The following is a 25,853-nucleotide window of genomic DNA, read 5'->3' as shown; positions in this document are numbered from 1 at the left end:
AAGTTCGGGCGTAGATCAGACCTGCATCCCGTCTCTGGCGATGACCACCTGCTCCGGCAACTCATGCCCATGCTCCATCAACCATGCATCCAGCGTGTGCCCGATGTGGTTCAGCACAGCCTTGCCCGGTTGCAGGTGCTCGATGATTTCAAGCGCAAGGTTCAGATCGTTATGGTTACGCGGGGTTTGCGGTTGCGGCGGCATCGAACAGTCAAGAACCAGTACATCCAGTGGCTCGCGTCGCAAGTATTGCGCAGTGGTATCGGGTAAACCCACCGTATCGGTGAGGTAAGCGATGCTCCTGCCCTCACCTTTCAAGAGATAACCCAAGGTCGGCTTCGAGTGCAGCAGCGGTAATGCAATGACGGTCAGTTCGCCGAACTCACGGGTCTCGAACGCATCGAACGGCTGGCTGAAATCAAGAATACCGGGATGTTTGTACAGGTCAGACAAGCCTTCCGGATCTTGCGGCCCGTGTACCGGAATGATCAGTCCCTGCCCCCAGCGCAAATGCAGCAGCCCCTGAGCGTGGTCAGCATGGTAATGAGTCTGCAGAATGCCGCTCAACGTACGCGGTGGAAAACGCTCGGCAAGGTCGGTCAATCCGCTGTCGATCAACCAGCGTTGATCGCCACACTCGATCAAGCCACTGCACGGTAGCCGCCGTAATTGATGATCGGCCGTTGCCGCCAGACATGCCGGGCACTGGCAGCCATAAACCGGCACCTGCCGAGCATCCGCGGTGCCCAGCAAGGTCAGACGCATACGTGCTCATGGGCGATGTACTGCAACAGGCGCTCGGTGGTCTGCTCCAGCGCTCCCGAGTTGTCGAGCAAGCGTACCGCTGAATCGCTGGCCAGCAACTCAACGGTGAAACGGGAGTTGCGTTGCAGCCTCGCTTCGATGTCAGCCACCGATTCCCTGCCTCGGGCAAGCAAGCGTTGGCGCAAGGTATCGTCACTGACCGTCAACAAGATCGCCAACAACTCAGGATAGCGCTGGCGAGCCTGAGGCAGATGCGCACGCGAGCCGTTGACCAACACGTCCTGCCCTTCGGCCAGCCATTCATCAATCTGTCTGGGGATGCCGTAATGCAAGCCGTTGGCCTGCCAGCTCAAGGCGAAGTCACCCTGCGCCTGCATGGCCAGAAACTGCTCGACGGTCACGGCCTGCGCGGACTCACCCACGGCTTCCGCCGAACGCGTGATGACGCGCTGCACGACCCGGCAACCGCGCCGGGTCAGTTCATCGCGCGCGCTATCCAGCAGGCTGTCCTTGCCCGAACCGGACGGCCCGATGAGATAGATCAACCTGCCCGCCATCAATACACCCTCTTGCCTTGTCGCCAGACCTGCTGAATAACCGGCAGCGTACCTTGAGCCCTGACATGATCAGCCCGGCTCTTATCAGCCCTGACGTGGACCAGATCGGCACGCAACCCGACTCGAATTTCCCCGCGATCGTCCAGCCCGGCTGAAACCGCCGGAGCCCGACTGACCATCGCCACCGCCTGAGGCAGCGTGCAGGACTCGCCCTGCCCGGCCAGCGTAAACGCCGCCTGCAACAGGCTGGCCGGATAATAGTCGCTGGAGAGAATATCCAGTAGCCCTTCTTGTGCCAGATCGACGGCTGCCACGTTGCCCGAGTGAGAACCGCCGCGTACCACGTTGGGTGCGCCCATCAACACGCTCATCCCCAGACGCCGACAACCCTGCGCAGCCTCCAGGGTGGTAGGAAATTCAGCAATGCTCATGCCGTAGCCCGCGGACTCCTCGACATGAGCCAGCGTCGCGTCGTCATGGCTGGCCACCGACAGCCCTCGAGCCAGACAATCCTCAACAATGGCGCGGCGATAGCGGTCGCTGTATTCGCGGGAATTGGCTACCTGCTCGACGATGAATTCATCCATCTGCGCGGTGGTCAGGTGGTATTTACCCATGTAGTACTCGCGGTACTTGGACTCAAGCGCGAACTGACGTTGACCCGGCGAGTGGTCCATCACTGAAACCAGTTGCACCAACGGCTGCTCCACCAGATCGCGGAACACGCTCAAGGTATCCGGGTGGCAGACTTCACATCGCAAGTGAAGACGATGCTCGGCACGGGTCAGACCCGCCGCATTGGCGTGGGCGATCGCTTCAAGCATGGCGGGCAACTGCTGCATGCGCTTGCCCTTGGGATTCACGTCGCCGATAGACAGCGCGTCGAATACCGTGGTGATGCCGGACGCAATGATCTGCGCATCATGGCTGAGCACGGCCGAAGCTGACGGCCAGTCTACGCCGGGACGCGGCGACAGGTGCTTTTCAAGGTTGTCGGTGTGCAGCTCGACGAGGCCAGGTAGCAGGAAATCACCCTGTAAATCCTGCGCCTGAGGCAACTGGCTACGGCCGGTTTGCATGTCAGCGATCAAGCCATCGCGCACTACCACAGAGCCGTTGAACACCTGATCGGCCGTGACCACTTGTACATTGGTCAGAATCTGTTCGGTCAGCATTGCTGCAGCTCCTTGGCGGTCAGGTCCACCGGGGTCATGTCCAGATAGCGATCGGCAACCGCCTCACGGGCGGTGCGGTCATGGAAGATCCCGATCAACGCGGCACCGGCATTTTTGGCTTCATTCATCAGCTCCAGCACCACCTGGCGATTACTGTCATCCAGCGATGCAGTCGGCTCGTCCAGTAGCAGCACCGGCCACGGCACCATGAAGCCTCGGGCAATATTGATGCGCTGTTGTTCGCCACCGGAAAAAGTCCCTGGTGCCAGTTGCCACAGGCGTTGTGGAATGTTCAGGCGGGTCAGCAACTGTTCGGCGCGGGTCTTGGCGTCGGCTTTTGACCAACCGCGTGACAGCGCAGGCTCCATGACCACATCCAGACTGGAAACCCTCGGGATCACCCGCAGAAACTGGCTGACGTAGCCCAACGTCTGGCGTCTTACCGCCAGCACCTGCCGGGGCTCTGCGCCGACCAACTCCAGCCACTGGCCGTCCTGCTGCACGCGAATGCTGCCGCCAGCGGGCAAGTAGTTGGCGTACAACGTACGCAGCAAGGTGCTTTTGCCTGCGCCGGAATCACCATGCAGCACCAGGCACTCGCCGCCGCGAACCGTGAAGTTCATACCGCGCAGCACATTGAGCACCACGCCGTTTTGCTGGTGCAAAGTGAAAGTTTTCGAGAGGTCGCGGACCTCGATCAGCGTATTCATGAGACGTCCCCCAAAAGGCGGTTCACGGTTGCAGTACCGAAGACACCAGCAACTGCGAATAAGGATGCTGTGGGTCATCAAGGATCTGGTCGGTCAAACCGGTTTCCACCACCCGCGAGCGACGCATCACTATCAAGCGGTCAGCCAGCAATCTGGCGACGGCCAGGTCATGGGTGACGATTACCACCGCCAGGTCCAGCTCACGCACCAGTGCGCGCAGCAAATCCAGCAAGCGTGCCTGCACCGAAACATCGAGTCCGCCGGTAGGCTCATCCATGAACACCAGTCGTGGGCTGGACACGAGATTGCGGGCGATCTGCAGCCGTTGCTGCATGCCCCCGGAGAAAGTGCGCGGCAAGTCGTCGATGCGCAGCGGATCGATCTCCACCTGAGTCAGCCAGTCAATTCCGGCCGCCCGCAATTCTTGATAATTGCGCACGCCCTGCGCCATCAATCGCTCGCCGATGTTGGCTCCGGCGGACACGCCCATGCGCAGACCATCACGCGGGCTTTGCTCGACGAACCCCCACTCAGTGCGCAGCAAGGTCCGGCGCTGGGCTTCAGTGGCGCTGTACAGATCGAGCATCTGGCCGTCCTTGCCGCGATAATCGATGCCGCCACGGTCTGGCGGGCAGCGGCCACTGAGCAGCGACAACAAGGTGGACTTACCGGAACCGGATTCGCCGACGATGCCCAGCACTTCCCCCGGATACAGTTCGAAGTTGACGCCCTGACAGCCTTTGTCGGGGCCATACAGTTTGGTCAGGTCACGTACCTTGAGCAGCGGCTGGGTGCTCTCGGGCAGAGGCGTAATGTCGTGGCTGGCTTGCGCGCTGATCATTGGCCCGCCTCCTGTTGATGGATGACACGCTGAGCGCAGTAATCGGTATCGGAACAGACGAAGCTCTGAGTGCCCGCGTCGTCAATAATCAGCTCATCGAGATAAGAGTCACGACTGCCGCAGATGGCGCAGTTGTGCTCCCAGCGCTGGATCTCGAACGGGTGATCCTCGAAGTCCAGGCTCACGACTTTGGTATACGGCGGCACCGCGTACAGTCGTTTTTCTCGCCCTGCACCGAACAGCATCAACGCCGGGCTCATGTCGAGTTTGGGGTTGTCGAATTTGGGAATCGGCGACGGGTCCATCACGTAGCGCTCATCGACCATCACCGGATACGCGTAGCTGGTCGCGATGTGGCCGAAGGTGGCAATGTCCTCGTAAAGTTTGACGTGCATGACCCCGTAATCATTGAGGGCGTGCATGGTCCGGGTTTCGGTTTCCAGCGGTTCAATGAAGCGCAGCGGTTCGGGAATCGGCACCTGATAGACCAGAATCTGCTCGGCACTCAACGGTGTTTCCGGGATACGGTGGCGGGTCTGGATGACGGTCGCTTCGGGCGTGCGCTCGGTGGTTTCGACACCGGCAGTGCGGGCAAAGAAGCGCCGGATTGACACGGCATTAGTAGTGTCGTCCGCACCCTGGTCGATAACCTTGAGCACGTCTTCTGCGCCCAGAATCGCTGCCGTCAGTTGCATGCCACCGGTGCCCCAGCCATAAGGCAACGGCATTTCACGGCCGCCAAATGGCACCTGGTAACCGGGGATAGCCACTGCCTTGAGCAAGGCGCGGCGGATCATGCGTTTGGTCTGCTCATCCAGATACGCGAAGTTGTAGGCCTCGTCGCGCTGGGGCTGGGGTTTCGCCTGCTGATAAGCATTCATGGCTTGGACTCCTTGTGTGCAGGCGCACGCAGCTTACGGATCAGCCCCAGTTCGGACTGGAAGTCGACGTAGTGCGGCAGTTTCAAGTGCGAGACGAAACCGGCAGCCTCGACGTTGTCGCAGTGAGCGAGCACGAACTCCTCCTGCTGCGCCGGGGACTGGATTTCTTCATTGAACTCCTCGGCGCGCAGAGAGCGATCCACCAGCGCCATGGCCATGGCTTTGCGCTCTGCGTGGCCGAACGCCAGACCGTAACCGCGGGTGAACTGCGCCGGTTCAGTGGCCGAGCCAACGAACTGGTTGATCATTTCGCACTCGGTCACTTCGATAGCACCAATGGCAATCGGGAAGCCCAGCTCTTCAGGTTCGATCCAGACCTCGACTTCGCCGATACGGATTTCCCCTGCAAACGGGTGATTGCGGCCATAACCACGCTGAGTCGAGTAACTCAGAGCCAGCAGAAAACCTTCATCGCCACGGGCCAGCGCTTGCAAGCGCTGCGCGCGATTGGCCGGGTATTCCAGGGGCTCGCGGGTGATGTCGGCGACCTCTTCGCCGCTGTCGGCTTCGTTTTTGATCAAGCCTTCCCGGGCCAATAAACCCAAAACACGCGGGCAGGGTTCAAGAGCGGCGTTTTCTTTTATCTGCGGGCCTGGGTATTCGCCGTCCGCCAGTAATGTGAAGTCCAGCAGACGATGGGTGTAGTCGAACGTCGGGCCGAGCAATTGCCCGCCGGGGACGTCTTTGAAGGTGGCGGAGAGGCGACGATTGAGCTGCATGTCCGAGGTATTGATCGGCAGGCTGGCGCTGAAGCGCGGCAGCGTCGTGCGGTAGGCACGCAGCAGGAAAATCGCTTCGATCATGTCCCCCGCTGCTTGCTTGATGGCCAGCGCCGCAAGCTGCTCGTCATACAGCGAGCCTTCAGTCATGACGCGAGCCACGGCCAGCGGCAGTTGCTGTCGAATCTGCTCGACACTGAGCTCGGCAATTGACGTATCGCCCCGGCGTTTTTTGGCCAGCAGGCGGTGGGCATTATCGATGGCCTGTTCGCCACCTTTGACGGCGACGTACATCAGGCACGCTCCTGTGCAATTTGTGTGACCCGGGTGCTGCGCGGCAGGCCGAGCAGATCGCTGTCGGCGACGAAGAACACATCCAGCCCACGGGGAAAATCGTTGTGCTGTTCGCGCTGGCTCCAGAATGCGTGGCTCAACGGCAAGGCGACTTTGTTTTCGCTTTCAATGCCCGGTCCTTGCCAGCTCATGGAGCTACCGCCGCCAAGGCTCGACAGCTGGACCAGCAAGGTGCAGGACTGGTCCGGATAACGGTCGTTACCCAGGTCGAAGCCAGACAGATCGTGCAGTTGGCTGTCGTCCAGCAAGGCGAATCGCGCATGGCGGCGCTCAGTGACAACCGGGCAGCCGCAGTGAAAGGCCAGGTTGGCGCGAATGGCCGGCGTGTCGAACGCCGGGGCCAGCCACAATGCGGTGTCGATATCCAGCAAGGCGAGGCACAAGGCATGGGTGGCTGAATCAAGACCGATGAGTGCCGGGGGTCGTTGTGCCGCCTGCAAAGTGTGGATGACACCCGGGCCTGCCAGCGCCTTGAGGGCTGCGCGAAAACTGCGCTGGGCGTCGAGTACCGGGTCGGCGAATGCCGGTTGCAACAGAGCTGCATTCATCAGTCTTCTCCTCTGACAAGGGTAAAGAATTCCACTTTGCTGGCGGCGATTTCGGCGTCCTTGTCAGCGCGGCGCTTGAGTTGGGCGCGGGCCAGCGGCTCGATCAGTTCCCTGAGCCAGTGCTGCTGTTGCGGGCCTTGCAGATGAGCATCGGCCAGTGCTGCCAGCTCGGCGCGGGGCTTGTCGCGTCCGGCCAGATAGCTGTAACCGGTGCGCCCGTCAGCCAGACGAACGACGCAACGGGTTACGCTCATTTCACCGACATTGAACGGAGCGCCGGTGCCGCCCATGCGGCCGCGAACCAGCGTCATGCCGATTTCCGGGGCGCGAATCAGTTGATATTCGGCGTCACGCAACGCTGATTCATGGCGGCTCAGTTCGTCGCCGACGGCGCGGGCGAGTACACCAATCCAGCGCTGACGCGCAGCAATAGCGGGGTCTGTAGCAGGGTTCATATGAGGCATCTCCATCAGACGATGAATTGATACTGGAAGCGGTCAGAGCGACTGGTGGAGCGCGATAGCTCCACCGGCCGACCGCTGCTGTCGCGGGAAACGGTGAGGACGGTGAGCACTGGCAAGTGACGCGGCATCATCAACAGATCCGCCTCTTCGCGACTGGGCAGACGCGCCCCAACCAGGCTCAAGGTTCGGGTCAGCGGCAAGTCGCGGTCGGCCAGGAACTGGCGCAGCGAGCCGCGTCTGTAACTGGCCAACAACTCTTTGCGAGTGGCGCAGAAACGATGGCGAATCAGGCTTACGGGATGGCCGTCGAGTTTGCGCAGGGTGTGCAGTTCGATCAGCGGGGCGTATTCATCAAGTTGCAAATGTTCGGCGTCCTCGACGCTGGCCGGGCATTCCTGACGTTGCAGCAGAGTGGCGTCGACACCAATCCCCTGGGCTGACAATGACTGGCTGTAAGCGCTGTCAGCCCGCATTGGGTAGATCAGCGGGCGCTGCAAAACCTGCGTGCCCTTGCCCTGACGCCGCAACACACTACCCTCGCGCACCAACTCATCGATGGCCCGGCGGATCGTGTGACGGTTGACGTCGAAACGTGCAGCGAGCTGAACTTCAGCGGGCAAGTAATCACCTGCGGTGTAGCTGCCGAGCTCGGCACGCAGAATGTTGGCGAGTTCGAGATACAGCGGTTCGGCTTGTTGTCTAGACATGTCCATGACTAAAAAACACCTTTCTCAAGCAACGTATGAATTCCTTCTGCAGGAGCTGCCGAAGACTGCGAAACGGCTTTTTTGAAACACCGAGCTTCGCAACCTGCGGCAGTTCCTATGGGACGAAGGTGTGCCATGCGATTAAATAAACTGCTTGCGCAAACGCTGGGACACGATGTCGATAGCGCTGACCACGACGATGATCACCAGCAACACGGCGCAGGTCTGGGTGAACTGGAATGCACGGATGTTTTCCCAGAGGATCACACCGATCCCGCCCGCACCGACCATCCCTACTACGGTTGCCGAACGTACGTTGGATTCGAAGCGATACAGCGCGTAAGAAATCCACAGCGGCATGACCTGCGGGATGACCCCGTAGATAACTTCCTGCAAGGCGCTGGCACCGGTGGCGCGTACGCCTTCAACGGGGCCCGGATCAATCGCTTCCACGGCTTCGGCGAACAACTTGGCCAGTACGCCGGTGGTGCTGATCCACAACGCCAGAACGCCAGCGAACGGACCGAGGCCGACCGCCACCACAAACAGCATGGCGAAGACCATCTCGTTGATGGAGCGAAACGAGTCCATGACCCGGCGCAGCGGTTGGTGAATCCACCAAGGGGTAATGTTTTCGGCGCAGAGGATGCCCAGCGGCACCGAGCAGACAATCGCCAGCACCGTGCCCCATAACGCAATTTGTACGGTGACGATCATTTCCTTGAGGTAAGAACGCCACTCGTGGAAATCAGGCGGAAAGAAATCGGCGGCGAAAGTCGCCATGTTTCCCGAGTCTCGGTACAGCGCCAGCGGATTCATTTCGGCGCCCTTCCAGGCCCAGGCCAGCATGGCCAGGAACAGGCCCCAGCCCAGATATTGCGGCCAACTGCGTTTACCAGCGGCCTGGGTATAAGCCACATGGGTCATGCTCGTCATAATCGGATCTCGTTCAGCAGGAGTTTGCCCGTGGTCTGGACGCCGCGCTGTCGCACAGCAAACGCGATTCCTGTAGGAGCGCACGAGCAACGCGAGGCCGCGATGGCGGTGTATCAGGCAGATTGCTATCGCTGCCTCGCGGTGCTCGTGAGCTCCTACAGAAAAAACATTCCAATTCGGATAGTTCTTTTTTTGAGAGCTGGGCACCCCTTGAAAAGGCGCGCCCTGGATCAATCAACCCGCGCTGGCGGTATTTTTCTTTTCAAGCTCGGTCAGGCGTTCCTGCAACTTGCTCAGGCCCGCATCAATGTCCTTTAGGCGCTTGGCTTTCTCGTCGGCATTCAGGCTGGTGCTGGCGAGGGTTTCAGTGCGCTGCTTGAACAGATCCAACTGACGGATCGGCAGCAATTGGTCATCACTGGACTTGAGGAACTTGCCCAGTTGCATGCCTTTGAGGACGGCTTTCTCTTCGTCGGTGTTGCCGTAATCGGCAAAGAATTCACGAATCTTGTTTTTGTTTTCATCCGACAGAGCCTTGCTCCAGACCATCGGATCGGACGGAATCAGCGGCGACTTCCAGATCACTTTGAGCTTGGCAGCCATGTCCGGCTGAGTGACCTCGAGGCGATCCCAGCTTTCGGTGTTGAAAGTCGCCACATCCAGCTGGCCCTTGGCAACGCTGAGCGCGTTCACTTCGTGACTGGAGTTCAAAGTGCGCTTGAAGGCAGTAGCGGCATCGACGTTGTTCTTGGCGAAAACGTAGTAGCCCGGCACCAGATAACCGGAGGTGGAGTTTGGATCACCGTTACCGAAGGTCAGGGTCTTGGCATTCTTGAGCATGTCCTCGACGGTATTGATCGGGCTGTCCTTGCGGGCAATGATCACGCTCCAGTAGCCCGGCGCACCATTTGCGGCCGACGTCTGAGCAAAGATTTCGCCGTTGGAGCGGTCCACCGCCTCCATCGCTGCCTTGTTGCCCAGCCAGGCCACATCGACCTTGTTGAAGCGCATACCCTGGATGAGACCCGCGTAGTCCGAGGCGAACGTAGCGTTAATCTTCAGCCCGGTTTTCTTACCCATGTCATCCAGAAATGGCTGCCAGATGCTTTTCAGGTTCTGCGAAGACTCGGTAGACATGATGCCGAAGTTGATAACTTTCTCGTCGGCATGGGCAGTGCCCAGCAGGCAACTGCCCAGCAACGCGGCAGACGCAACGACGCGACCGATACGGTTCAACATGGAAGCACTCCTCAGTTTGGATTTGGCTGTTGTTGTGTTCGGTTTTTTTTAAAAAATGGGTGGCTGCTCAATTACGAGCCAGCACCAGACGAGGTGGGGCTACGATGCGTCGGCCCTCCTCTGCAATCATCAGGCTGGTGTCCACGTCTGCGCCGTACAGGTCGTTGAGGAACTGGCTGCTGAGATTCTGTGCATCGCCATCGAAATGAATCCGTCCGCCTTTGAGCGCCACCGCGCGGGGGCAATAACGCACCGCGTAATCCACCTGATGCAAGGTGACGACCACTGTTTTACCGTCGGTGCGGTTGATGTCGGCGAGGATTTCCATGACCTTGCGGGCGGACTCAGGGTCCAGCGATGCGATAGGTTCATCAGCGAGGATCACTTCAGCACGCTGAGTCAGCGCCCGTGCAATGGCGACCCGCTGCTGCTGACCACCCGACAAGGTCGAGGCACGCTGGGCGGCCAGATCGACAAGACCGACGCGATCCAGTGACTGCAAAGCGCGTTGCTTTTCCTCGGCGTTGAACAGGCCGAGATTGCCGCGCCAGCCTGGCATGCGCCCCAGACAACCGAGCAGTACGTTGTCGAGCACGCTGAGACGGTTGACCAGGTTGAACTGCTGAAAGATGTAGCCGATATCGGAACGCAGCTTGCGCACTTTGCCGTTTAGGCGGCCCGCCGCCTGCACTTCCCGCCCCAGCACCTGCACGCTCCCGCCATTGCCACGATCACAGCACGCCAGCCCGGCAAGATGACGCAGCAACGTGGATTTGCCAGAACCCGAAGCACCGATCAGCGCGACCATTTCGCCTGGTTGTATAGACAATGCCAAATCAACCAGCGCGGGTTTGCGCGCAAAAGTCTTGTTCAGACGCTCGACATGGATGGCTGGGTTCATGGGCTTCTCTGTCTGGTTGTTGTGAGTTGCAACTGACAGTAGGCCTGGGGTGTTTCAGTGGGGTGAACTGCAAGTGACGGTTAGGTAACCGTTTTGTGAAAGGTTGAGGTGTTGCAAAACGCTTCCAGAACGAGCGTCAACAGCCGGAAACAATACCGCTCGGTTCAGCCCCGCCAGCACGACTAGCCTTCGTTGGCCTGATCGTCGCGCAGGTAAACCCACCCTTTCAATATACATATAAGATATGCATAATGAAGTTCAGAATTCAGTTCGACACCGCCAAAGCCAGACAGAACCTTGCCAAACACAAGGTTCGGCTGGCCGATGCAGAAGCTGCCTTATACGACCCAAGCGCGCTCACCCTTGAAGACAACGATCATGATGAGCAGCGCTGGGTAACAGTTGGAGACGATGGCAGCGGGCAGATACTGGTTGCGGTTTATACCTACCGCGACCCTAATTTCATCAGGTTGATCTCTGTCAGGAAGGCTGAGCCTCAGGAGATCAATCAATACAGAGGTCAATAATCCAATGAAAGACCAATATGATTTCTCCAATGCAAAACGCGGAGCAGTCGCAGCAAGCAAAGGCAAAAGCCGAATTACCATCATGCTGGACGATATCGTGCTTCAAGCTGCGAGGGAGCGTGCAGATAGTCAGGGTATCGGCTATCAGACCTTGATCAATGGCTTATTGAGGGAGGCATTGGGCTTCTCGACCCAGCCTCTGACCATTTCAGAACCACAAGCGCGCTTCAGTGCCGATCTGCCACTCAACACCTTTGATCGAAAACAGATTGAAGCCTTGGAAGCACAACTGAACAGCATGGCCAAATCGCTGCAAGTGTTCCTTAGTGACAGCCGAAAAAACCCTCAAGTTTGAAACCCTGCCGTGGTGACAGCGCAAAAATATCTGGGGCTTGCACGGCGCCAGTGGTAGCTTTGCGCCATCCACGGAGACAGTTCATGAAATGGCCTTCACTGGTGATAGCCATCACCGCCCTGCTTGCAAGCGGCACCGCTCGCAGCGAAATATTCAAATGCATATCGCCTCAGGGCTCCGTCAGCTTCGCGTCAGTTCCTTGCGACGAAAGCAACGCCCAAACCTCTTTACAAAGACCAGGCCCACCCAAGATGTTGCGCCAGGGTGAGCCGGTTGATCACGCGCACAAGATCAACCTGAAAGCCACTGAAGTTCTGAAAGTCAGCGGGCGTGCGAAGTTCACGGTCTATGAGACGGAAAGTTACAAGCAATACCAAAAAACCCGCCCGCCTCCACCGACCGCGAAATCGCTGTGCGAGAGTCCTCGGTATGACAGCCAGTGCTTTGACCCTTCAGGTGGGCAGTCGGTCAAGACAGGCAAGTAACCTACCTTCAGCCTACGCCCTGCACCTGAACGTCGACCTGCAGGGCCGACTTTAGCCGGTCCTGCGGTATTAGCGGTAATCAACAATCAGATCAAATTCTGAAAGTGCCCACCAGATGCTGCAAACGCGCAGCCTGCTCTTCCAGATACGAACAAGCATCCAGCGTCAGCTTCAGGTTATCGACGCCCTCCTGGTTAAGCGTGTTGATCTGCGTAATGTCGACATTGATAGATTCCACGACTGCTGTTTGCTCTTCAGTCGCAGCCGCTACCGACTGGTTCATGTCGTTGATTTCATCGATACGGCGAGTCACGCTGCTCAACCGCTCCCCCGCCTGATTGGCGACAGTCACACTGCTTTCGCTCTGACGCTGGCTTTCGGTCATGGTGACCACTGCCTCACGTGCGCCGACCTGCAGTTCCTCGATCATCTTCTGCACTTGCTGCGCCGAATCCTGAGTGCGGTGCGCCAGGTTGCGAACCTCATCAGCCACTACCGCGAAACCACGCCCGGCCTCGCCTGCACGTGCAGCTTCAATCGCCGCATTAAGGGCCAGCAGGTTGGTTTGCTGGGAAATGCTGGTGATCACTTCCAGAATCTGACCGATGTTGACGGTCTTGCCGTTGAGGTTCTCGATATTGGCGCAGGATTCGCTGATCTTCGTCGACAGCTCGTTCATCGCGTTGATCGTCTGCTGCACGACTTGCTGACCATCACTGGCCAACTGGCTGGCATCGGCAGACTGCTGAGAAGTGCGTGCAGCGTTCTGGGCAATCTCCTGTGCCGCAGCACCCAACTCGTTGATAGCCGCAGCGACACTTTCGGTGCGGTTGGCCTGCTGGTCGGAATTGGTCATGGACGAGTTGGAGGCTTTCACCACACGCATCGCCACATCGCCCAACTGACCGGCCGTTGAGGCCACCTCGCGAATAGAGCCGTGAATACGCTCGACAAAACGGTTGAACGACTGCGCCAACTCACCGAACTCATCCTGGGAGGTGATGGCCAGACGCTTGGTCAGGTCGCCGTCACCGTCTGCGATGTCACGCATGGCGCGTCCCATTTGATGCAGCGGTTGCATCAGGACGCTGATCAGCATGCCCAGCAACACAATGATGATCACCACAGAAATGACCATGGCGGTAATAGCCGAGGTGCGGAATTCGCCGAGCATTGCGTAGGCCGCATCCTGATCCAGTACCAGCGCAACGTACCAATTAGCCGAGGAAACACCTTCTACTTTGGTCAGCGACATGATTTCTGCTTTGCCGGCAGAGTTGATTTCGCTCACACCTGCGGCGATTTTCGGTGTATCAGCGGGATAGGCTTCGCTGATGTTTTTCAGAATCAGCTTGCTGTCCGGGTGAATCAGAATCTTGCCATCACCGCTGACAATGAATGCATAACCATGACCACCGAAGTTCAGCGAGTTGATGGTCTTGGTAATACTGTCGAGGGAAATATCAGCACCGGCAACGCCAATGAACTGGTTCTGGTACTTGACCGGTGCTGCCAGTGTCACGACCAACTTGCCCGAGGAAGCCGCAATGTACGGTTCAGTCACAACAGTGCCAGGCGCATTTTGCGCGGCCTTGTACCAGCCACGCGCACGCGGATCATAATCCGCTGCACGGTTACCCGCAGGCACCGAAAACATTACCCCGTCTGTGCCGCCGAAATAACTGAGCTGGAAGTTATCGGTGTAAGCAGGAATGCCAATGGAGCGTTGCAGATCAGGAATCGCTTTGCCGTCCGCAGCGACCCGCTGCGCCATGGATTGCAATAGCTGCGTGCGGCTGTCTAGCCAGGTCTGAATGTTCTGGGTGGTCAAGCCACCGAGCTGTTGAAGTTCAGCAAAGACATTGGATTTCAAAGTCTGACGTTGTCGATAATCGTTAACGACAATAAAACAGGTAAATGCGACAACGACCACCAACGCGGCGGCGAGCAGAATCTTTCTGCTGAAACCCAGACTTTTCATCATTACGGATACTTCCATTACAAAAGAGTTACTACGGCGCACAGCTGTTCACTGAAACAGCGAACACATTGCGGCGTTTGTACTGGCTCTTTGTGTAAAAGGATAGTGGCCGGGAGAAATATATTTATTGGATCCAAATAGTCGGACGTATGACAAGTTAGTGCGCGATGAATGGTTACATATAATGGATTTTAAGGCCTAAAGATTTCACACACTCTGCCGAAGGTGACAGATATTAGTGGATCGACAACATGAAGTCGGCGCCTACGTAACCTCTGGTAGGTGACGCAGTCTTCCAGATTGAACACAATCTGCAGGAGCCTCACCGAGGTTACGAGGCCAGCGATAGCGGTTTTTCTGATATTCCGCTATCGCGGCCTCGCAGTGCTCGTGCGCTCCTACAATCCGGGCTTGATGCACGACAGCTGCCGCAAGGCAGGATTACCTCAAGTTAGTCTTCACCAATTCAAACACCTCATCCCCACGCCCGCTTAATACCGCGCGCATCATGTACAGGCTGAAGCCTTTGGCCTGGGCCAGTTTGATTTTTGGCGGGATACCCAGCTCCTGTTTGGCGGTGACGACATCTACCAAAACCGGTCCGGGGTGATCGAATGCCTTGCGCAATGCTGCGGGCAACTCTTCGGCGCTTTCCACCCGAATACCCAGAATGCCTGCACCCAAGGCGATACCGGCGAAGTTGGTCTCATACAGATCAGTGCCGTGGGGCACGTAGCCGCTGGCTTTCATCTCCATGTCCACGAAACCCAGCGAACTGTTGTTGAAGACCACCATTTTGATCGGCAGGTCCAGCTGGCGCACGCTGAGCAAATCCCCCATCAGCATCGATAGCCCGCCATCGCCGCACAGGGAAATCACCTGGCGATCCGGATGCGCAGCTTTCGCCCCCAACGCTTGAGGCATGGCGTTGGCCATAGAGCCGTGGTTGAACGACCCCAGCAGGCTGCGCTTACCGTTCATGTGCAGATAGCGCGCTGCCCACAGGGTTGGCGTGCCGACATCAACGCTGAAGATAGCGTCGTCATCAGCTTGCTCATCAATCAGACGGGTCAAATACTGCGGATGGATCGGGTTGCCGGGCGACGATGGTGTGGCCAGGTCGTCCAGCCCTTCGCGCGCCTTGGCGTAATGCTTGAGCGCTTTGTCGAGGAAGCGGCGATCCTCATGGCGATCCAGTTTGGGCAGCAGCGCTGCGAGCGTTTCCTTCACGCCACCAGTCAGCCCCAACGCAATCGGCGTGCGTCGACCCAGAGCAGTGGGGTCGATATCGATCTGGACGATTTTAGCGTCCGTCGGGTAGAAGTTCCGATACGGAAAATTACTGCCCAGTATCACCAGTGTGTCGCAGGACAGCATCGCGTGATAACCAGAGCTAAAGCCGATCAACCCGGTCATCCCGACATCGAACGGATTGTCGTATTCGACGTACTGCTTGCCGCGCAAGGCATGCACCACCGGCGCTCCGAGGCGATCGGCCAATGCCACCATTTCGTCGTGGGCGCCGGCGCAACCCGCGCCGCAGAGCAATGTGATTGCCTTGGATTCATTGAGGATATCGGCCAGTTGCTGAATGTCTGGCTCGCTTGGGGTGACCGTCGGTGGCGCAGTAGCGACCCACTTGGCCAGTGCGTCCGGGGCATCGCTCAGTGCGACGTCCCCCGGTAACACGATGACGGCAACGCCACGCTGACCAATCGCTGCGCGCATGGCACGTTCAAGCACTCGAGGAAACTGTTCAGGCGTGCTGACCAGTTCGACGAAGTGACTGCACTCCTTGAACAGCTCTTGAGGATGGGTTTCCTGAAAATAGCCCAGGCCTACTTCAGAAGAAGGAATATGCGCGGCAATCGCCAATACCGGGACCTGATTGCGATGGCAGTCGTAAAGGCCATTGATCAAGTGCAGGTTACCCGGCCCGCAGCTACCCGCGCAGACCGCAAGTTTCCCAGTGCTTGCCGCTTCAGCACCGGCGGCGAAGGCTGCAACTTCCTCGTGGCGAGTGTGCATCCACCGGATCGAGTCGATTCTTTCCAGGCTATCGGTCAGGCCATTGAGGCTGTCGCCGCTCACCCCCCAGATACGATCGACGCCAGCACTGGCGAGGGTTTGAGCGAGGTGATCGGCAATGGTTTTGGACATGCTGGTTTCCTTGTCGAGACAGGTGGAAAACGTAGCCAGTGGCTTGGCACGCATCAATGATCGACCGACTGTGTGGCTCACAGTTCAGCCTTTGATCTGACACAGGTCGATCAGTGAAACGCAGATTCCATGTAAAGCCTTCGCTCCGACACAATCATCATTGCCTGAAAACACCAGCCTGAAACCTATACATGTGGTTCACCAGGTTTAGCCCGACCGCTTTCGCGGGCCAATCGAATTGCCGCCCACTCGCCTCAACAGCCAATCACCCACCTGCGGGAGATTTTATGTTTGCCTGCAAGCTTGCTCGTTTGCCTTCGACCTTAGGACCGGCGGGGCGTACGCAATTGCACGGTCTATGTGGGAGCTGAGCTCGCTCGCGATGAAAGCAACAAAGTGATCCGATAGATAGCGTCCAGCCTTATCGCGAGCAAGCTCGGCTCCCACATAAAACCGCAATACCTAGACGTGCGGCTCAACCGGTTTGGCGGGTGCCGCATATTGCGGTTTGAGCTTGCCGTCTTTGTCCAGCAGCCACGCATCAAGAATTTCCCTGACGACGGGACCTGCGACACGGCCGCCCGCCTCGCCGTTCTCGATCATGACCGCCACTACGATCTTGGGATGATCGGCCGGGGCAAAGCCGACGAACAAGGCGTTATCACGGTGGCGTTCGAGGGTTTTGGCACGGTCGTAACGCTCACCCTGCTTGATCGCGACCACCTGTGCCGTGCCGCTCTTACCCGCGATACGGTACTGCGCGCCCTGCGCCGCCGCACGGGCGATGCCGCGCGGATCGTGCATGACCATCTGCATGCCGATGTTGACCTGATTCCACTCGTTGGGATCATGCAGCACGATGTTCGGCATCGGATGCTCGTCCACCGGAGCGCTGCCGCCGACCTCCATGGCCAGATGCGGTCGCACCCACACACCCTTGTTGGCGATCAATGAAGTGGCTTGAGCCAATTGCAACGGCGTGACCTGCATGTAGCCCTGGCCGATACCCAGAATCACGGTTTCCCCCGGAAACCATGCCTGCCGACGCGTTGCACGCTTCCACTGACGCGACGGCATCAACCCCGCCGACTCTTCGAACATGTCCAGCGAGACCTTCTGGCCCAGTCCGAACATGCTCATGTAGTCGTACATGCGGTCGATGCCCAGCTTGTGTGCCAACGTGTAAAAGTACGTGTCGTTGGACCGCATGATCGCTGCGTCCATATCCACCCAGCCATCGCCGCTGTGGTTCCAGTTGCGGTATTTGTGATCAAAATCCGGCAGCTGGAAATAACCCGGATCGAAGACTTTGGTCGAGGCGTTCACGACACCGCTGTCGAGACCGGCAATTGCCACTTCGGGTTTGATGGTCGAGCCCGGCGCATAAAGACCACGCAGAACCCGGTTGAACAATGGACGGTCGATGGAATCACGCAGCGCTGCGTACTCCTTGAAGCTGATCCCGGTCACAAACAGGTTGGGATCGAAGCTCGGTTTGCTGACCATCGCCAGCACCTGACCGGTCGCAGGGTCGAGCGCCACCACAGAACCACGTCGATCACCCAGTGCAGCTTCGGCAGCTTCCTGCAAATGGATATCCAGGCTCAGGGTGATGTTCTTGCCGGGTGTCGGGTCGGTGTGTTTGAGCACCCGCAGCACACGCCCCTGGGCGTTGGTCTCGACTTCTTCGTAACCGACCTTGCCATGCAACTCCGACTCGTAGAAACGCTCGATACCGGTCTTGCCGATGGATTGAGTGCCGCGATACTCAACGGAGTCCAGCTGCTTGGCTTCCTTCTCGTTGATCCGTCCTACGTAACCAATGGAGTGGGCAAAGTGCGCGCCCAACGGGTAATGCCGGACGAATTGCGGCTCGACGTCGATGCCCGGTAACAGGTACTGATTCACTGCCAGCACTGCGATCTGCTCTTCGGTCAGCTCGTACAACAATGTCACGGGTTCAAACGGGTGGCGCACTTGCTTTAGGTCTTTATCGAAGAGGATGCGCTCCTCCTCGGGCAGCTTGAGCAACACCATGACTTCGTCGATGACCTTGTGCCAATCCCCCGCCCTCTCGCGAGTCAGCGTCATGTTGTAACTGGGCCGGTTATCCGCCAGCACCACACCATTACGGTCGTAAATCAGGCCGCGCTCAGGTGCGATTGGCAGCACGTGCACACGGTTATTTTCAGAAATAGTCGAGTGATAGGCGAACTCGGTGACTTGCAGGAAATACATCCGCGCAACAAGGCACGCGCTCAGGATAGCCACGAGCAATGCGCAGGCAATCAATCGCTTGTTGACCAACCGTGCATCTTTCTCGTGATCCTTCAAAGGAATTGGATCGGGCATTTCTACAGCTTCTCGGTAGATGGCTAATACAGATGCTGGTCGCACAGCAAAAATATGTGAGGAGATGTTTCCGCACGCGACAGGGTGCGCACGATACCAAGAAGTGCCTGTTCAGTGAGGATTTGTCTCGCCTGATCAGCGTGAACGGTAGGCAACAAGCAGGGGATTATTACTTTGAGCGTAACAGTCCATTGTGAAATGAGTGCGGCGCAACGTTTGGCAACATATCTATCATGGCGGACGTGCGGAAAAGATGATCTCGGAAACTGGCTGTTGCCTGCTCAGCATGCGCTACGTCCATGCGGCGTTGCCAGAGACCTAATGTCACACCCTCACGTGAGCTTTCATTTGTCCCTCCACCGGACAAACACCGTGTATTGACCGCGATACGTCAGCTACTGATGGGACCCGCTCCTGTCGTAAGCGTTCGCAGGAGCCCTGAATGCCTGACCTACCCCCCAAAGGCCTGACCCGCCGCCAACTTCTCGTGTCTTCCGCTACCACCCTGGCTGCCGGTGCCGCTGCCAGCGCAAAGGCCGCCACTCTGACCGGCGTACCGCAATGGGTGCCTTTTGACCACAACGGTCCGATGCACTACGAAACCCCCGGCTGGCAATTTTTCACCGCCGACGAAGCCCGGGAAGTCGAAGCCATTGTCGAGCGCCTGATCCCGGCTGACGACCTGAGCGTCAGCGGTAAAGACGCCGGTTGCGCCGTGTTCATTGACCGCCAACTGGCGGGCGAATATGGGACCTTTGATCGCCTGTACATGCAGGGCCCTTTTGAAAAAGGCACGCCGATGCAGGGCGATCAATCGCCATTGGTGCCCCGTGAGCGTTATCGCCTGGGCCTTGCTGCCCTGACCCGGTACTGCCAGAAGCAGTTTCAGAAAACCTTCAGCGCCCTCAACGGTGAAGAACGGGACAAGGTTTTGACCGGCCTGGAGAAAGGCACCATCGAGCTGGAGGACATCGACGCGAAACTGTTCTTCCAGCAGGTGCTGGGCAACACCATGGAAGGCTTCTTTGCTGACCCGGTCTATGGCGGCAACCGCGACATGGTGTCGTGGAAAATGATCGGCTTCCCCGGTGCCCGCTATGACTACCGCGACTACATCGGGCGGCACAACCAGAAGCTCGACCTCATACCGATTTCCATCATCGGCAACGCCGCCTGGCAGAAGAAGGGTTAATCGTCATGGCTAGAAAACTACCTTCCACCGACGTGGTGGTTGTCGGACTCGGCTGGGCCGGATCCATCATTGCCAACGAATTGGCCGATGAAGGATTGAACGTGATGGGCTTCGAACGCGGCCCGTGGCGTGACACCGCTGCCGACTTCAACATCGCTTCGGCCACTGACGAATTGCGCTATGCGCGCCGTCAGGATCTGATGCTGCGCACCAGGCAGAACACTTGCACCATCCGCAACAACGTCACGGAAACAGCCTTGCCCATGCGCAGCTGGGGTTCTTTTCACCCCGGCAATGGCACCGGCGGCGCGGGCAACCACTGGGCCGGCATTGCCTTTCGCTTTCAGCCTGAAGAATTCCGCCTGCACAGCCACCTGACCGAGCGTTACGGTAAAGAGCTGCCCGCCGAATTGACCCTGCAGGACTGGGGCACGGACTGGGAAGAGATGGAGCCGTTCTACACCAAGTTTGATCGCTTGGCCGGCGTGTCTGGCAAGGCAGGCAACATCAAGGGCGTGATTCAGGAAGGCGGTAACACATTCGAAGGTGCGCGCTCGGAAGAATATCCGAATCCGCCTACCGAGCAGACCTACGCGCCAACGCTGTTTGCCGAGGCCGCCCGAAACCTCGGCTATAAGCCCTTCCCGGTGCCGTCGGCGCTGGTTTCCCGGGCTTACACCAACTCGCTGGGCGTGACCATGGGTGCCTGCACTTTCTGTGGTTTCTGCACCAACTACGGTTGTGCCAACTACTCCAAGGCCAGCGCTATCACCACGATACTGCCGGTCCTGATTCGCAAGCCGAACTTCACCGCCAAGACCAATTGTGAAGTGTTACGCGTGACCATGGACAGCACTGGCAAGCGCGCCACCGGGATCATCTTTGTCGATGCCAATGGCGAAGAGTTCGAGCAACCTGCCGAGCTGGTGGTGATCAGCGCGTTCATCTTTGAAAACGTACGCCTGATGCTGCTATCCGGAGTCGGCAAGCCTTACGACCCGGTGACCAATACCGGCACCACGGGCCGTAATTACGCTTACCAGACCGCCAACAACGTGCGTCTGTTCTTCGATGACAAGAACTTCAACCCATTCATCGGCGGCGGTGCCATTGGCATGGGCATCGACGAATTCAACAACGACAACTTCGACCACTCCGGTCTGGGTTTCGTCGGCGGCGGCAGCACTCGGGTCACCCCTATCGGCGCAGCGCCTATCGAATCGCGCCCGGTGCCACCCGGCACGCCAACCTGGGGCTCGCAATGGAAGCAGGCGACCGTCAAGAACTACGCCAACAGCATGTCCATCGGCTGTGAAGCCAGCAGCTATTCGATCCGCGGCAACTACCTGTCGCTGGACCCGACCTACAAGGACCCACTGGGGCGACCATTGCTGCGGATCACCTTCGACTTCCCGGAAAACGATCGCAAAATGGCTGCCTATGTGACGGGCAAGGTCCACGAAATCGCCAAGAGCATGAACCCGATTCAAATGGTCGACAGCGCCCAGACCGGGCACTGGAACAGCGCGCCGTATCAGTCCTCGCACATCGTTGGCGGCTTCATCATGGGCGCGGACCCAAAGACCAGCTCGGTGAACAAATACCTGCAGGTGTGGGATGTACCGAATCTGTTTGTGGTCGGCTCCTCGGCCTTCCCGCAGAACCCTGGCTATAACCCCACCGGCACTGTCGCAGCACTGGCTTTCAAGGCAGCCGATGCGATTCGCACCCGATACCTGAAGCGCCCTGGGGAGATGATCCCGGTATGAAAACTCTACTTTCTGTCTGTGTCGGCGTACTGGGGCTGACCCTTAACGTCGCGCACGCCGGTACAGGTGCCGACTCGTACAATCTGGTGGAAAAGGGCCGCTACCTGACCACGCTCGGTGACTGCACCGCGTGCCATACCCTGCCCGGCAAACCGGCCTTCTCCGGCGGCGTAGTGCTCGATACACCTTTCGGCAAACTGCTGGGGGCGAATATCACGCCTGACCCCGTCACGGGGATTGGCCGCTGGACGTTCGAAGACTTCCAGAACGCTATGTCCAAAGGCCACGGCCTGGACGGCAAACGTTTGTACGGTGCCATGCCGTACACCGCTTACACCAAAGTCACGCGTCAGGATAATCAGGCGATCTGGGCCTACCTGCAAACGCTGGATGCGGTGGACAACAAGGTTGAAACCAACCAGTTGCCCTTCCCGTTCAACGTGCGCACCAGCCTGCTGGCGTGGAACCTGATGAACTTCAAGGAAGGCGAATTCAAGGCCAATCCGCAGAAGTCCGAACAGTGGAATCGCGGCGCTTATCTGGTCGAAGGCCTTGGGCATTGCGGCACATGCCACACCCCTAAAGGCCTGACGGGGGGCGACAAGAATGACCAGTTTCTGACCGGTGCCAACCTGCAGAACTGGGTCGCGCCGAACATCACTGGCGACGCCCACAGCGGTATTGGCAGCTGGACCGAGGACGACATCGTCAAGTACCTGAAGACCGGTGCCAACCGTTTCGACATTGCCTCCGGGCCGATGGCTGAAGAGGTCGAGCACTCCTCGCAACACTGGAAGGATGCGGATCTCATGGCCGTGGCGGTGTACCTCAAGGATGGCGCGAAACCGGCTGCGCCGCCCAAAGCGGTGGATGCGAAAGATCCCGCCATGGTTGCAGGCAAGATGGTTTATGCAGATCGCTGCTCAGCCTGTCATGTGGGCAATGGTGAAGGCACAGAGAACCTGTTCCCGAAACTGGCGATGGCCCCGCTGATCAACAGCAGCGACCCATCGTCGTTGATCCGCGTGGTGCTGGCAGGCAGTCGCGCCGGGGCCACCGATGCAGCGCCGACCGCACCGGCCATGCCGGCACTCGGCTGGGCGCTGTCCGATGACAACGTCGCCAACGTGCTGACCTACGTGCGTAACAGCTGGGGCAACGCGGCTCCTGCGGTGTCCAGTGCGGACGTGAAAGCCGTGCGCGAGGCCCTGCAGCCGAAGTAAACGATTCACCTCCCCTTTGCCCGGCTTCGTCATGTCGCCGGGCATTTTTTTGTCTTTCACTTTGTAGGACCGGCTTTAGCCAGTCCTACGAGATAGCGGAGTTAAACGGGATTCAGATCAACCTGGCTAAATCCATCTCTTCGCGCGCCTGCATGATCCGCGGCAAATTGTGCTCGATCCAGTTGGTCAGGTTCTCGACCTGCAAAGCGACTTCTTCTCCCAGTGGCGTCAGGCGATACTCCACATGGGGCGGCACCACCGGCAGCGACTTGCGGTCGATAAAGCCGTCAGCCTCCAGATGCTGCAGGGTCTGCGAGAGCATTTTCTCGCTCACACCGCCGATTTTGCGGCGCAGCTCGCTAAAGCGGTGCATACCGCTGCGCAGTACTACCAGCACCAATACACCCCAGCGACTGCACACATGATTGAGCACCAGCCGCGACGGACAATCCGCCGCCATCACCTCGCCCACTCGCGCGTCGATTACTGCTGCGAGCAATGAACTGCTGTGCTGCTCTGATCCATTCATGACACTTACCTTTTTGTACGTACTTACGAAAGGTTAGCATCATGTTTATGCTCTGGCTTCCCTTAAATACATCCAAGGAACCAAGCATGTACGTCATTACTGGAGCCACCGGCCAACTCGGCCGTCTTGTTATTGAAAAGCTGCTTGCTACCGTACCCGCCGGGCAAGTCATCGCCGCCGTGCGCAGCCCGGAAAAAGCCGCCGACCTCGCCGCACTGGGCGTGCAGGTACGTCACGCCGACTACTCCCAAGCCTCAACCCTGGACAGCGCTTTCAAAGGTGCGGAAAAAATTCTGCTGATTTCGTCCAGTGAAATTGGCCAACGTGCCGCGCAGCATCAGGCCGTGATCGACGCAGCCAAACGCGCTAACGTCAAACTGCTCGCGTACACCAGTGTCCTGCATGCTGACACTTCGCTGTTGGGTCTGGCGGAAGAACACCGCCAGACCGAAGCCGCGCTGCAAAAATCCGGTGTGCCGTTCGTTCTGCTACGCAATGGCTGGTACACAGAGAATTACACCGCTGGTGTCCCTGCTGCGCTGGAACATGGCGCAGTGTTCGGCAGTGCCGCCGAGGGCCGTATCAGCTCGGCGGCCCGTGTTGATTATGCGGATGCAGCCGTGGCGGTGCTGACCTCGACTGAAGATCAGGCTGGTCGAGTGTATGAGTTGGCAGGTGATGACGCTTACACCCTGAGCGTCTTTGCCGCCGAGATATCGAAGCAGACCGGCAAAACCGTGCCGTATACCGACCTGCCGCAGGCTGACTTCAAAGCTGCGCTGATGCAGGCAGGCCTGCCGGACTTCGTCGCAGAGCTGCTGTCAGACTCGGATGCAGCCGCCGCCAAGGGCGCACTGTTCGACGACAGCCGCCAATTGAGCGCCTTGATCGGACGCCCTACTACGCCGCTTGCCATTACTGTCGCCCAAGCGCTGAAGCGCTGACGACATCGCTGCTCGCTCTGCCTCGTCAGGGCGAGTACTGGTTCACGGATCGGATGCGCCGGGTTGATTTAAACCGAATGATTTTTCCCCGCAGCTGTCCTAGAGCTACGAACAGAGCATTACGCACTGAGCCCTAGGAGCTGTATATGAAGAGCAAATCACTCGTCGCTTGCCTGGCAATTCTTGGCTGCGTTTCTTTGACCAGCCTGTCAGTGCAGGCCGCCGATGCCCCAGAGCCGACCATTGAAAAATCCAAGGACAACATGCATGAGCTGGAACTGGGTTCCCGTGCACCTGAGAAATTCCGCCGTCCTGAAGAAGGCCTGAAGGACTGGAGCAAGCGTGGCCTGAAAGAGCCGGCCAAAGAATCTCAGTGGGTGCAGATCCACGACAAATACGTGCAGGTACAGCTCACCAACGGGCAGATCACTGAAATCGTGCCGGTGAAGAAGTAAAAGTATTGGCCTTGTAGGTCAAACTCCGATGTCTTGCGGTAGACATTGAACGCTGTAGGAGTGAGCTTGCTCGCGATACGTTTTTTCAGTCGGTAAATAATCGCCTGACCTGACGTTATCGCGAGCAAACACCCTGCAGGACCGGCTTAAATCCGCAGGATTGCAGCTTCTTTTAATGGAAGCTGCCGTTTGATTTAAAGAAAAATCCCTCCCGACGCTTCGATGCGCTGCCCATTGATCCACTTCCCGCCATCCCCCAGCAACATGCTGATCGCCGAACCGATATCGTCTGCTTCGCCAACCCGGCCCAACGCGGTGCTGGAGGCGATCATTTTGTTGACCTCTGGATTGTCCCGTACGGTCCCACCGCCAAAGTCAGTTGCAATAGCGCCAGGGGCCAGCACGTTGACGTTAATACCCCGTGGCCCGAGTTCTTGCGCCAGATAGCGGGTCCAGACTTCAATTGCGCCCTTCATGGACGCATAGGCCGCGTAACCGACCATACTGAAGCGCGCCAGGCCGCTGGACAGGTTGATGATCCGGCCTCCATCAGCAATCAGTGGCAGCAGTTTCTGGGTCAGGAAAAACGGCCCTTTGAAATGTATGTTCACCAGTTGGTCAAACTGCGTTTCGGTGGTTTCGGCGATGCTGTTATAGATGCCGGTACCCGCGTTGTTGACCAGAAAATCGAAGTGTTCAGCACCATATACGTCTTTCAGTACGCCTCGCAGCTGGTCAGCGAATGCATCAAAGCTGTCGCTGCGGCCTACGTCCAGTTGCAGCATATGCGCCTTGCCACCCAGCGCCTGGATTTCTGCCACCACGGCCTCGGCGTCTGCCTGACGACTTTGATAGGTACCGATGATGTCCACGCCTTGCGCCGCAAGGTTCAATGCAGTGCTTTTACCCAGGCCACGGCTGGCGCCAGTGATGATCGCGATTTTTCTGCTCATGATGATGCCCTTCGTTTGGTGAGTTCAGCTTTAGGTGTGCAGCGATTGAGGAAAAGTCTATTGTTCGCTTA

26 protein-coding genes and 1 pseudogene are annotated in these 25,853 nt (G+C 58.2%); 8 read left to right on the top strand and 19 right to left on the bottom strand.

Annotated features, from left to right (window positions below):
• Positions 1–15: 15 nt before the first annotated feature.
• The 13 genes from phnP to phnC form a co-directional block, all read right to left on the bottom strand.
• Entirely contained in the window at positions 16–765 is a 750-nt protein-coding gene (gene phnP, locus AUC60_RS17685) for a phosphonate metabolism protein PhnP (protein WP_087270275.1), read from the bottom strand.
• Positions 756–1,322: a phosphonate metabolism protein/1,5-bisphosphokinase (PRPP-forming) PhnN gene (phnN, locus tag AUC60_RS17680; protein WP_087270271.1), complete on the bottom strand. Its 567-nt coding sequence runs from the start codon at positions 1,320–1,322 to the stop codon at positions 756–758. The genes phnP and phnN overlap by 10 nt, the downstream gene beginning before the upstream one ends.
• Positions 1,322–2,497: an alpha-D-ribose 1-methylphosphonate 5-triphosphate diphosphatase gene (locus AUC60_RS17675; protein ID WP_087270268.1), complete on the bottom strand. Its 1,176-nt coding sequence runs from the start codon at positions 2,495–2,497 to the stop codon at positions 1,322–1,324. The genes phnN and AUC60_RS17675 overlap by 1 nt, the downstream gene beginning before the upstream one ends.
• Positions 2,491–3,207 (bottom strand): phosphonate C-P lyase system protein PhnL, encoded by a 717-nt coding sequence (gene phnL / locus AUC60_RS17670; protein WP_087270265.1) that lies wholly within the window; start codon positions 3,205–3,207, stop codon positions 2,491–2,493. The genes AUC60_RS17675 and phnL overlap by 7 nt, the downstream gene beginning before the upstream one ends.
• A 22-nt stretch (positions 3,208–3,229) precedes the next feature.
• Positions 3,230–4,048 carry a phosphonate C-P lyase system protein PhnK gene (gene phnK, locus AUC60_RS17665; protein ID WP_087270262.1) on the bottom strand — a complete coding sequence of 273 codons (819 nt, stop codon included), beginning with the start codon at positions 4,046–4,048 and terminating at the stop codon, positions 3,230–3,232.
• Positions 4,045–4,929 (bottom strand): alpha-D-ribose 1-methylphosphonate 5-phosphate C-P-lyase PhnJ, encoded by an 885-nt coding sequence (locus AUC60_RS17660; RefSeq protein WP_087270259.1) that lies wholly within the window; start codon positions 4,927–4,929, stop codon positions 4,045–4,047. The genes phnK and AUC60_RS17660 overlap by 4 nt, the downstream gene beginning before the upstream one ends.
• The gene (locus tag AUC60_RS17655; protein ID WP_087270256.1) at positions 4,926–6,002 is read right to left on the bottom strand and encodes a carbon-phosphorus lyase complex subunit; all 1,077 of its coding nucleotides are present in this window, start codon (positions 6,000–6,002) and stop codon (positions 4,926–4,928) included. The genes AUC60_RS17660 and AUC60_RS17655 overlap by 4 nt, the downstream gene beginning before the upstream one ends.
• On the bottom strand, positions 6,002–6,610 hold the full coding sequence (phnH, locus tag AUC60_RS17650) for a phosphonate C-P lyase system protein PhnH (protein WP_087270253.1): 609 nt from the start codon (positions 6,608–6,610) through the stop codon (positions 6,002–6,004). The genes AUC60_RS17655 and phnH overlap by 1 nt, the downstream gene beginning before the upstream one ends.
• Positions 6,610–7,065 carry a phosphonate C-P lyase system protein PhnG gene (phnG, locus tag AUC60_RS17645; protein ID WP_087270251.1) on the bottom strand — a complete coding sequence of 152 codons (456 nt, stop codon included), beginning with the start codon at positions 7,063–7,065 and terminating at the stop codon, positions 6,610–6,612. Before phnG ends, phnH begins: the two co-directional genes overlap by 1 nt.
• 14 nt (positions 7,066–7,079) lie before the next feature.
• Positions 7,080–7,787 carry a phosphonate metabolism transcriptional regulator PhnF gene (phnF, locus tag AUC60_RS17640; RefSeq protein ID WP_087270248.1) on the bottom strand — a complete coding sequence of 236 codons (708 nt, stop codon included), beginning with the start codon at positions 7,785–7,787 and terminating at the stop codon, positions 7,080–7,082.
• 135 nt (positions 7,788–7,922) lie between these two features.
• On the bottom strand, positions 7,923–8,717 hold the full coding sequence (phnE, locus tag AUC60_RS17635; protein WP_087270246.1) for a phosphonate ABC transporter, permease protein PhnE: 795 nt from the start codon (positions 8,715–8,717) through the stop codon (positions 7,923–7,925).
• 234 nt (positions 8,718–8,951) lie between these two features.
• Positions 8,952–9,956 carry a phosphonate ABC transporter substrate-binding protein gene (gene phnD, locus AUC60_RS17630; RefSeq protein ID WP_087270243.1) on the bottom strand — a complete coding sequence of 335 codons (1,005 nt, stop codon included), beginning with the start codon at positions 9,954–9,956 and terminating at the stop codon, positions 8,952–8,954.
• A gap of 67 nt (positions 9,957–10,023) precedes the next feature.
• Positions 10,024–10,857 carry a phosphonate ABC transporter ATP-binding protein gene (gene phnC / locus AUC60_RS17625; RefSeq protein WP_087270241.1) on the bottom strand — a complete coding sequence of 278 codons (834 nt, stop codon included), beginning with the start codon at positions 10,855–10,857 and terminating at the stop codon, positions 10,024–10,026.
• 251 nt (positions 10,858–11,108) lie between these two features.
• Here phnC and AUC60_RS17620 point away from each other — a divergent pair, with 251 nt between their 5' ends.
• The 3 genes from AUC60_RS17620 (at position 11,109) to AUC60_RS17610 (ending at position 12,224) form a co-directional block, all read left to right on the top strand.
• Complete coding sequence (locus AUC60_RS17620; RefSeq protein ID WP_087270238.1) at positions 11,109–11,384, top strand: BrnT family toxin; 276 nt, start codon at positions 11,109–11,111, stop codon at positions 11,382–11,384.
• Between the two features lie 4 nt (positions 11,385–11,388).
• Complete coding sequence (locus tag AUC60_RS17615; protein WP_087270235.1) at positions 11,389–11,739, top strand: BrnA antitoxin family protein; 351 nt, start codon at positions 11,389–11,391, stop codon at positions 11,737–11,739.
• 83 nt (positions 11,740–11,822) lie between these two features.
• On the top strand, positions 11,823–12,224 hold the full coding sequence (locus AUC60_RS17610) for a DUF4124 domain-containing protein (RefSeq protein ID WP_087270231.1): 402 nt from the start codon (positions 11,823–11,825) through the stop codon (positions 12,222–12,224).
• 91 nt (positions 12,225–12,315) lie between these two features.
• Here the strand turns inward: AUC60_RS17610 and AUC60_RS28580 are convergent, their stop codons facing one another.
• From AUC60_RS28580 to mrdA, 4 genes and pseudogenes are all read right to left on the bottom strand, one after another.
• Complete coding sequence (locus AUC60_RS28580; protein ID WP_405624205.1) at positions 12,316–13,080, bottom strand: methyl-accepting chemotaxis protein; 765 nt, start codon at positions 13,078–13,080, stop codon at positions 12,316–12,318.
• Positions 13,081–13,173: 93 nt separating this feature from the next.
• Positions 13,174–14,205: pseudogene (locus AUC60_RS28575) on the bottom strand (HAMP domain-containing protein); the annotation flags it as partial.
• Positions 14,206–14,646: 441 nt separating this feature from the next.
• A complete protein-coding gene (gene poxB, locus AUC60_RS17600; protein WP_087270437.1) occupies positions 14,647–16,365 on the bottom strand; it encodes a ubiquinone-dependent pyruvate dehydrogenase in 1,719 nt (572 codons plus the stop codon).
• A gap of 462 nt (positions 16,366–16,827) precedes the next feature.
• Positions 16,828–18,717, bottom strand: a complete 1,890-nt coding sequence (mrdA, locus tag AUC60_RS17595) for a penicillin-binding protein 2 (protein WP_087270229.1) — start codon at positions 18,715–18,717, stop codon at positions 16,828–16,830.
• A gap of 442 nt (positions 18,718–19,159) precedes the next feature.
• Here mrdA and AUC60_RS17590 point away from each other — a divergent pair, with 442 nt between their 5' ends.
• From AUC60_RS17590 to AUC60_RS17580, 3 genes are read left to right on the top strand one after another with little or no spacing between them, the layout of a single operon-like run.
• Positions 19,160–19,909: a gluconate 2-dehydrogenase subunit 3 family protein gene (locus AUC60_RS17590; RefSeq protein ID WP_087270225.1), complete on the top strand. Its 750-nt coding sequence runs from the start codon at positions 19,160–19,162 to the stop codon at positions 19,907–19,909.
• A 5-nt stretch (positions 19,910–19,914) separates the two neighbouring features.
• Positions 19,915–21,678 carry a GMC family oxidoreductase gene (locus tag AUC60_RS17585; RefSeq protein WP_087270222.1) on the top strand — a complete coding sequence of 588 codons (1,764 nt, stop codon included), beginning with the start codon at positions 19,915–19,917 and terminating at the stop codon, positions 21,676–21,678.
• Positions 21,675–22,901 (top strand): c-type cytochrome, encoded by a 1,227-nt coding sequence (locus tag AUC60_RS17580; protein ID WP_087270219.1) that lies wholly within the window; start codon positions 21,675–21,677, stop codon positions 22,899–22,901. The genes AUC60_RS17585 and AUC60_RS17580 overlap by 4 nt, the downstream gene beginning before the upstream one ends.
• Positions 22,902–23,013: 112 nt before the next feature.
• Here AUC60_RS17580 and AUC60_RS17575 read toward each other — a convergent pair whose 3' ends face one another.
• A complete protein-coding gene (locus AUC60_RS17575) occupies positions 23,014–23,430 on the bottom strand; it encodes a winged helix-turn-helix transcriptional regulator (RefSeq protein WP_087270216.1) in 417 nt (138 codons plus the stop codon).
• A gap of 86 nt (positions 23,431–23,516) precedes the next feature.
• Between AUC60_RS17575 and AUC60_RS17570 the strand changes: the two genes are divergently transcribed.
• Complete coding sequence (locus tag AUC60_RS17570; RefSeq protein WP_087270213.1) at positions 23,517–24,374, top strand: SDR family oxidoreductase; 858 nt, start codon at positions 23,517–23,519, stop codon at positions 24,372–24,374.
• 146 nt (positions 24,375–24,520) lie between these two features.
• Complete coding sequence (locus tag AUC60_RS17565) at positions 24,521–24,829, top strand: RcnB family protein (protein ID WP_087270210.1); 309 nt, start codon at positions 24,521–24,523, stop codon at positions 24,827–24,829.
• A gap of 194 nt (positions 24,830–25,023) precedes the next feature.
• On the opposite strand, the gene AUC60_RS17560 is transcribed toward AUC60_RS17565, so the two are convergent.
• Positions 25,024–25,782, bottom strand: a complete 759-nt coding sequence (locus AUC60_RS17560; protein WP_087270207.1) for an SDR family NAD(P)-dependent oxidoreductase — start codon at positions 25,780–25,782, stop codon at positions 25,024–25,026.
• Positions 25,783–25,853 lie beyond the last annotated feature (71 nt).

The sequence above is a fragment of the Pseudomonas caspiana genome, assembly GCF_002158995.1.
GTDB classification, from domain to species: domain Bacteria; phylum Pseudomonadota; class Gammaproteobacteria; order Pseudomonadales; family Pseudomonadaceae; genus Aquipseudomonas; species Aquipseudomonas caspiana.
The sequence above is the reverse complement of the archived record's forward strand: the minus strand, read 5'-3'. Positions and strand labels throughout refer to the sequence as shown.

Coding starts and splice junctions, on each gene's coding strand:
- AUC60_RS17675 (WP_087270268.1), bottom strand. CDS start 2,497: ATGCTGACCGAACAGATTCTGACCAATGTACAAGTGGTCACGGCCGAT.
- AUC60_RS17585 (WP_087270222.1), top strand. CDS start 19,915: ATGGCTAGAAAACTACCTTCCACCGACGTGGTGGTTGTCGGACTCGGC.
- phnL (WP_087270265.1), bottom strand. CDS start 3,207: ATGAATACGCTGATCGAGGTCCGCGACCTCTCGAAAACTTTCACTTTG.
- AUC60_RS17660 (WP_087270259.1), bottom strand. CDS start 4,929: ATGAATGCTTATCAGCAGGCGAAACCCCAGCCCCAGCGCGACGAGGCC.
- AUC60_RS17655 (WP_087270256.1), bottom strand. CDS start 6,002: ATGTACGTCGCCGTCAAAGGTGGCGAACAGGCCATCGATAATGCCCAC.
- phnH (WP_087270253.1), bottom strand. CDS start 6,610: ATGAATGCAGCTCTGTTGCAACCGGCATTCGCCGACCCGGTACTCGAC.
- AUC60_RS17570 (WP_087270213.1), top strand. CDS start 23,517: ATGTACGTCATTACTGGAGCCACCGGCCAACTCGGCCGTCTTGTTATT.
- AUC60_RS17565 (WP_087270210.1), top strand. CDS start 24,521: ATGAAGAGCAAATCACTCGTCGCTTGCCTGGCAATTCTTGGCTGCGTT.
- phnF (WP_087270248.1), bottom strand. CDS start 7,787: ATGGACATGTCTAGACAACAAGCCGAACCGCTGTATCTCGAACTCGCC.
- AUC60_RS28580 (WP_405624205.1), bottom strand. CDS start 13,080: ATGACCAATTCCGACCAGCAGGCCAACCGCACCGAAAGTGTCGCTGCG.
- phnE (WP_087270246.1), bottom strand. CDS start 8,717: ATGACGAGCATGACCCATGTGGCTTATACCCAGGCCGCTGGTAAACGC.
- phnP (WP_087270275.1), bottom strand. CDS start 765: ATGCGTCTGACCTTGCTGGGCACCGCGGATGCTCGGCAGGTGCCGGTT.
- AUC60_RS17615 (WP_087270235.1), top strand. CDS start 11,389: ATGAAAGACCAATATGATTTCTCCAATGCAAAACGCGGAGCAGTCGCA.
- phnN (WP_087270271.1), bottom strand. CDS start 1,322: ATGGCGGGCAGGTTGATCTATCTCATCGGGCCGTCCGGTTCGGGCAAG.
- poxB (WP_087270437.1), bottom strand. CDS start 16,365: ATGTCCAAAACCATTGCCGATCACCTCGCTCAAACCCTCGCCAGTGCT.
- phnK (WP_087270262.1), bottom strand. CDS start 4,048: ATGATCAGCGCGCAAGCCAGCCACGACATTACGCCTCTGCCCGAGAGC.
- mrdA (WP_087270229.1), bottom strand. CDS start 18,717: ATGCCCGATCCAATTCCTTTGAAGGATCACGAGAAAGATGCACGGTTG.
- phnC (WP_087270241.1), bottom strand. CDS start 10,857: ATGAACCCAGCCATCCATGTCGAGCGTCTGAACAAGACTTTTGCGCGC.
- phnG (WP_087270251.1), bottom strand. CDS start 7,065: ATGAACCCTGCTACAGACCCCGCTATTGCTGCGCGTCAGCGCTGGATT.
- AUC60_RS17620 (WP_087270238.1), top strand. CDS start 11,109: ATGAAGTTCAGAATTCAGTTCGACACCGCCAAAGCCAGACAGAACCTT.
- AUC60_RS17560 (WP_087270207.1), bottom strand. CDS start 25,782: ATGAGCAGAAAAATCGCGATCATCACTGGCGCCAGCCGTGGCCTGGGT.
- AUC60_RS17590 (WP_087270225.1), top strand. CDS start 19,160: ATGCCTGACCTACCCCCCAAAGGCCTGACCCGCCGCCAACTTCTCGTG.
- AUC60_RS17575 (WP_087270216.1), bottom strand. CDS start 23,430: ATGAATGGATCAGAGCAGCACAGCAGTTCATTGCTCGCAGCAGTAATC.
- AUC60_RS17580 (WP_087270219.1), top strand. CDS start 21,675: ATGAAAACTCTACTTTCTGTCTGTGTCGGCGTACTGGGGCTGACCCTT.
- phnD (WP_087270243.1), bottom strand. CDS start 9,956: ATGTTGAACCGTATCGGTCGCGTCGTTGCGTCTGCCGCGTTGCTGGGC.
- AUC60_RS17610 (WP_087270231.1), top strand. CDS start 11,823: ATGAAATGGCCTTCACTGGTGATAGCCATCACCGCCCTGCTTGCAAGC.